This is a genomic window from Lactobacillus jensenii DSM 20557 (assembly GCF_001436455.1).
Lineage (GTDB): Bacteria > Bacillota > Bacilli > Lactobacillales > Lactobacillaceae > Lactobacillus > Lactobacillus jensenii.
In genome coordinates this window covers 1-6,203 of sequence record NZ_AYYU01000038.1, presented here as the reverse complement: position 1 = coordinate 6,203, position 6,203 = coordinate 1, and the positions used below count along the sequence as shown (strand labels likewise).

Sequence of the window (6,203 nt, the reverse complement as noted above, 5' to 3'; positions counted from 1 at the left end):
CTGAATCACCACCGCCAAATAAGTCATAAATACTACTTGATTTACGAGTAGAATTTTTCTTCAAATTAATTACTGAAACAACGGCTCCCTTAACCTTGTTGTAAGCACTGGTCATCGTACCAGAATTTTTAGCACTATTTTTAGAAATACTTGCACTAGAACTGGAAATAGAAGTTTGTGCGGAACTAGAATCGGCATAATTTGAGTATTGTTCAAGTCCCACATAAGAAACTCCACCACCTAATAATCCTGCCACTACACCAACAATTGCTGCTTTTGTCAAAAGTTTATTTTGGCTTTTATCGGCAGTACTTAAATTAGATCGAGAAGCTTGATTTTGTGACTGGTTTTGGACATTTGGATTTTTATCTTCTGTCATATTCTCGCTCTCCTTATCTTCATAATTAAGCATATACTCTAATTTTGAATATTATATGAATATTATTTGCTGAAAATTTTAAATTTTTATCAAGTCTGTAGGAATATTGGGATCAGTATCAATGACTTTTAGCTGTGGATTAAAATCTATCTCATCCCTTGCTAAATTGTTTACCAGAGTATCATGAGCTAAACGCAAAGTATTATTATGCTGGCTACGATGAGTTAAGAAGATATGCTTAGTTTTAGCCGTTAAAACGTCCTCAAAGACTTCGCTAGCTTGTTCATTTGATAGATGTCCATAATCTGACATAATTCGCTTTTTTAATTGCCAAGAATATGACCCATTTCTTAACAATTCAGTATCATAATTAAATTCCAACATATAAGCATCACTATCTTTGATAACATCACGTACTTTTTCTGAAACATAACCTGTATCTGTTAAAAAGGTAATACGCTTACCAGCACTTGAAAAGACATAATATTGAGGTTGTGCTGCATCATGACTAGTTGCAAATGCTTGAATTTCCAAGTCATCAAAACTTTTTACTTGTCCTGGTTCAATAGTATTGATTTGCTCTACTGGTAATTTACCCACTTTATTTTCATCAATTAAATACTTCCAAGTCCCACTATTAGCAAAGGCATTTATCTGTGGATATCTCCGCATCAAAACGCCTAATCCTTTAGAATGATCACTATGGTCATGACTTAAAAAAGCCATATCAATATCGTTAATATCTACTCCTACTTGTGCAAGTAAATCTTTAATTTTCTTTCCAGATAAACCAGCATCCATCAAAATTTTATGTTTTTCAGTTTCAATCAAACTTGTGTTACCAGTTGATCCACTAGCTAAAATAGAAACTTTCACATTAATCCCCTTAGTCTGTTACATACTACTTTGTATTACTTGCCCAGTGAAGGCATTAACCCGCTTAATTGAACTTGTTTTTGTTGTCTTATTTTCAATTTCAACAACCCAAGTTGGCAATAAAATAATACTATTTCTAACTTCAGTTAACTTGGAATACTCTAATTTTATCCAAATCACCTTAGAATTATTAGTCAATTCTCGATAAATATATAAATTCTGAATTGCTTTCCAAGATGAAATTGTCGACTGTAATTCACGGACTGCAGATAATTCTCCTAAGTAACCTTGTTGATAACTGACAATTTGATGTTTTTGAACTTTGATAATTAATTCAGCCGATGCATCATATACTTTTCCAAATTTAGAATTTTGAACAAATACATAATTACTATCGTCTGACAACTCATCTACATAAACATATTGTTTACCAAATGGAACATAGTGACTATTATTTTTGAAAGCTTTAACTTGCTCCAAAGCTTTGGTATTATCAGTACTTAAATTTACAGCCCTTTGCAATACGGCATAAAAAGTTTTATCAGTAGAGGAATAGCTAGTATTTACATTACGCAAATTTTTTATATTTTTGAAATAATTTTGATCACTAGCAGCCAAATAATAGCCTGAAGCTGTATCTTCTGAAAGAGAGGGTAGGTCGATATTATCAGCTTTTATTTCATCACTAATATTGGTCGTTGTATTCGGGTCAGAACTAGTTCCACTAAGCTGAATAGGTGTCCGCCATAATTCAATTCCGAGAAAAATACTAATCGCTAAGAAAATAACAAAAAATAACCACTCAATTCTGCGATGATCCATAATTTATTCCTCTCTAGTAACATTTAATCCCTTAGCACTGCTAGTAGTACTAGTTCGATATTTAGCTAAGTTAGCATTTTGCCATTCAGATAATGACAACCAATGATTATATATCTTAATGTAGTATGTCGGTGTTAAGTCTACCAAGCTATCGTGAGCACTATCACGTACTAATTCAAAACCAATAGTCATTCTTTGAATATCACTTTTAGCAATACCTTTGGCCTGCAAAGTTTTAATTACAGTACTAGTTTTAGGAATTTTTACTGTTCTTCCATCAAATGGAACGGGAATTTGTAAGTTCGTACTATTAAATTTGATTGTTATATTATCCGTACTATATCTAATTTGAATTTGTGGTCCTTGCGTTTTAATAAATACTGGATAGCCTTCTATATAATTGGTATACACAACTGATGAACCCTCTGCATCAAAAAAGCGCAAATCTTGTTCTACTAGTCCCAGTTTATGAACATAAGTCACACTATCACTTAAACGAGTATTTGGATTAGGAATTGATGACTTTTGGTAATTAATATAAGTGTAGTTATGATAATCCTTACTATTAGATTTGGGTACTTCTAAGTGATTATATAAACCGGCAGTATAAGTTGTAACATTACCGGCAGTTTTTGAGGAAACACCAGAAGTTCCTAATAATCGCGAAACAAAGTAAGAATCACTTGGGTTACTAATTAAGTAGCTATAAACATTTACCGTTAAATCATTCTTATATGAAACTTCGTAGCCTTCACTTAATCTAATTAGTGAAACAGCTGTCTTACTTTCTGATTTTTGAGCATATTTTAGCAATTTATCAAAATTGCCATTTTTCAATGAAACTTCATAGATTCGATGATTTAAATCATTACCCGCATATAATTTAAATTTCCCATCTTTTTGAGCAATAAAAATACGATTAAATTCAGAATTTTTATATTTAGAAACATTACTTGAAAAGATTCCAAAAGTTATTTGATCCGGATAAGTTAGCTGCAAGTAAGCCTTATTGGCCAAAAATTTCTGATAGTCTTTTTTGGTAATAAATATTGGTTTAATTCTTTCAATTTTTGCATTATTAAATTCTTTAGAAAATACCAATGGCAAGTTTTTATCAGAATCATATAGTTGATATAACTGATTGTTGCGATAACCAAATACTTCGGTAGGTAAATATGCATCTTTAATAGATTTAGAATTTTTAACGTGTGTAGTATCTGTATCAGTTGATTGATTTAATCCACTAAACCTTTGATCACTTGTTAAAATAAAAATCCACAAAACTATTGAAGTTATGATTACTAAGCCAGTCGCTATATGCAATGCTATATCAATTGCTCTATTTTTAGACTTCATCCCAGTCGTCCTCCTCACTCATTGGTTCAAACGGCAATGAAATGTAAAACGTTGAGCCTTTTCCTTCTTGACTATCAGCCCAAATTCTACCTTTATGAGCTTCTACGATTTCCTTAGCAATTGCTAAACCTAAACCTGTACCTCCTTGCTCACGTGAACGAGCTTTATCAACACGATAAAAGCGATCAAAAATTTTATTCAAATCTTTTTTAGGAATCCCTAGTCCTTGATCAGAAATGCTTAAAATAATTTGATTTTGTGATTGTGATAATCCTACTGTAATCACACCACCATCAGGGGAATATTTAATGGCATTGTTCATGATATTATCAATAACCTGCATCATTTGATCAGTATCAATTTCAACCCATAAATCTTGATTTGTAATTTTTCTCTTAATTGAATATTTCTTTTCACCCTCCTGACCTTTTTCTGCATCTTTTTTAACAATCATGTCAAAGCGGTTCAAAACGTGACTCAAGAAATCATTAAAGTTAACCCATTCCAAATCCATTTTGGCAACACCACGATCCATTCTCGATAATGACAAAAGATCATTAATCATTCGAATCATTCGTTCAGTTTCTTCTTGAGTAACTTCCAAAAATTGCGGTGCTATTTCAGGATCTTTCCATGCACCATCATTTAAGGCTTCGATATAAGCACGCAAACTAGTCAGAGGGGTACGCAATTCATGCGAAACATTAGAAACAAACTGCCGTTGTTCATTTTCATTTTTTTGTTGCTCAGTTACATCATGCAAGACACATACAGCTCCTGAAACAAAGCCAGTCACCCGACGAATTAATGAGAAACTAGCGTGTAATATCATTTCATCTGGAGTTCCCTCATTAACAGTAATCATCATTTCCTGTTGATTGCCAATCAATTCTTGAGCACTAACATCATCTGCCAAGCCTAAAATTTTTGTTATAGGTTTATTTACAGCTTCTTTTTCTTTAATATCCAAAAAGCTCAAGGCCATTTGATTCAAAATGATGACGTTTCCGTGACGATCAGTCGCAATAACTCCATCAGTCATATGGGACAAAACACTATCTAATCTTCTCCGTTCACTTTCAGACTGTTCCTGTGAGCGTTCAACTCTTATAGATAAAGTATTAAAAGCTTCAGCTAGTTGTCCTAATTCATCATTAGAATAAATCTTTACTTGACCAGAATAATCTCCATCAGCCACTTGTAAAGCTTGCATTCTCATTTCTTCAATCGGCTTAGTTATTGCCCGGGAAATAAATAATGCCAAAATTGCACTTAAAATCGAAGCGGCAAAAGAAGCGGTTAAGAACATATATGAAATATTTCTCAAATTGTCAAAAACCCCTTGCATATTAGCCCGGACATAAATAGCACCCAAAGTAGAATTAGCCCCTGTTCCAACAGTTAATGGTGTTATTTGGACCATATTGCTACCAGTGTTATTACTATCAATCCAAGTAACTTGCCGTCCGGTCGACGTAACCTGTTTTATTCCTACATTAGTAGCTCTTTGTCCAACACGACTTTTATCATTTAAGTTAGAAACAGCTCTTATAACATCTTTGTTATCGACAACAATAATTTCACTGATTGCACTATTATTATAATTGCTTACAATTTGGCTTAACTGTTCATCTGCTTTTTTAGTATTTTTAGATAGCTGCGTAGCTAGAGAATTAGTAATAATAGTCGGTATTTGAATTGAAGTTTGAAAGCTTTCAATCGTGCTTTGCTCTAATTGCCGTGTAAAATATGCTCCAATAATTTCAATTGTAGCTAAAATCATTAGCATAAAGACAACAGCAATCTTTGTATTAAGTGAATTAAGAATACTTTTTATTTTTTTCATTTTTACCATAACTAAAGAAAGCCACTAATTAGTGGCTTTCGATTCTATTCTTCATTTGGATCTTTAACATAATATCCTACACCACGACGTGTAACCAAAATCTTTGGTTGAATTGGATTATCTTCAATTTTTTCTCTTAGCCGGTGTACAGTAACGTCAACAGTCCGTACATCACCAAAATAATCATAACCCCAAGCTGTTTGAAGTAAGTGTTCTCTAGTCATTACTTGACCCATGTGTGATGCAAGATAATGAAGCAATTCAAATTCACGATGAGTTAATTCAATTTTTTGACCATCTTTTTCAACGATGTAGGCATCTGGCATAATGACTAAATTACCAATCGTAATATTTTTATTTTCGTTTTCACTTTCATCAGCTTGCTTTTGAACAATATCACGTCGCCGCAAGTTTGCTTTTACTCTAGCTACTAATTCACGGTTAGAGAATGGCTTAGTAACATAGTCATCTGCACCCATTTCTAAACCCAATACCTTGTCAATTTCAGTATCTTTAGCTGTTACCATAATAATTGGCATGTCATGAGTTTGGCGCACTTCACGTGCAACTTCCAAACCATCTTTTTTAGGTAGCATTAAATCCAAAATCATTAAATCTGGATCTATCTCATTTACTTTTTTTACTGCTTCTTCGCCATCATAGGCGGTATCAACTTCAAAGCCTTCCTTGGTTAAGTTGAACTTAATAATATCGGAAATTGGCTTTTCGTCGTCAACAACAAGAATTTTCTTTGGCATCGGAAATGCCTCCTTCTATAGATACTTTATATTATAATTGATTTTTACAATTTTATCCAAAAAGTAACTTTTTTCAAAAAAAGCTTGCATTTTCTTAAACATCTTGGCATAATATACATTGCTTATTAATGACATGGGTGGTTAGCTCAGCTGGCAGAGCAACGGA

The 6,203-nt window shown here is 32.9% G+C and carries 5 protein-coding genes and 1 pseudogene; all 6 read right to left on the bottom strand.

Going from position 1 to position 6,203, the window contains the following annotated elements:
• Window positions 1-379 (bottom strand): annotated as a pseudogene (locus FC45_RS07110) (S1C family serine protease); the annotation flags it as partial.
• A 78-nt stretch (window positions 380-457) separates the two neighbouring features.
• On the bottom strand, window positions 458-1,255 hold the full coding sequence (locus FC45_RS07105; RefSeq protein ID WP_006588328.1) for an MBL fold metallo-hydrolase: 798 nt from the start codon (window positions 1,253-1,255) through the stop codon (window positions 458-460).
• Between the two features lie 18 nt (window positions 1,256-1,273).
• The gene (locus tag FC45_RS07100) at window positions 1,274-2,077 is read right to left on the bottom strand and encodes a two-component system regulatory protein YycI (protein WP_006585415.1); all 804 of its coding nucleotides are present in this window, start codon (window positions 2,075-2,077) and stop codon (window positions 1,274-1,276) included.
• 3 nt (window positions 2,078-2,080) lie between these two features.
• A complete protein-coding gene (locus FC45_RS07095) occupies window positions 2,081-3,433 on the bottom strand; it encodes a YycH family regulatory protein (RefSeq protein WP_006588327.1) in 1,353 nt (450 codons plus the stop codon).
• Window positions 3,423-5,279, bottom strand: a complete 1,857-nt coding sequence (gene walK, locus FC45_RS07090; protein WP_006588729.1) for a cell wall metabolism sensor histidine kinase WalK — start codon at window positions 5,277-5,279, stop codon at window positions 3,423-3,425. The genes FC45_RS07095 and walK overlap by 11 nt, the downstream gene beginning before the upstream one ends.
• 44 nt (window positions 5,280-5,323) lie before the next feature.
• Window positions 5,324-6,037, bottom strand: a complete 714-nt coding sequence (gene yycF, locus FC45_RS07085; RefSeq protein WP_006588728.1) for a response regulator YycF — start codon at window positions 6,035-6,037, stop codon at window positions 5,324-5,326.
• Between the last annotated feature and the right edge of the window lie 166 nt (window positions 6,038-6,203).

Bases quoted from the DNA above. Each gene is read 5' to 3' on its own strand.
- yycF (WP_006588728.1), bottom strand. From the start codon at position 6,037: ATGCCAAAGAAAATTCTTGTTGTTGACGACGAAAAGCCAATTTCCGAT.
- walK (WP_006588729.1), bottom strand. From the start codon at position 5,279: ATGAAAAAAATAAAAAGTATTCTTAATTCACTTAATACAAAGATTGCT.
- FC45_RS07095 (WP_006588327.1), bottom strand. From the start codon at position 3,433: ATGAAGTCTAAAAATAGAGCAATTGATATAGCATTGCATATAGCGACT.
- FC45_RS07100 (WP_006585415.1), bottom strand. From the start codon at position 2,077: ATGGATCATCGCAGAATTGAGTGGTTATTTTTTGTTATTTTCTTAGCG.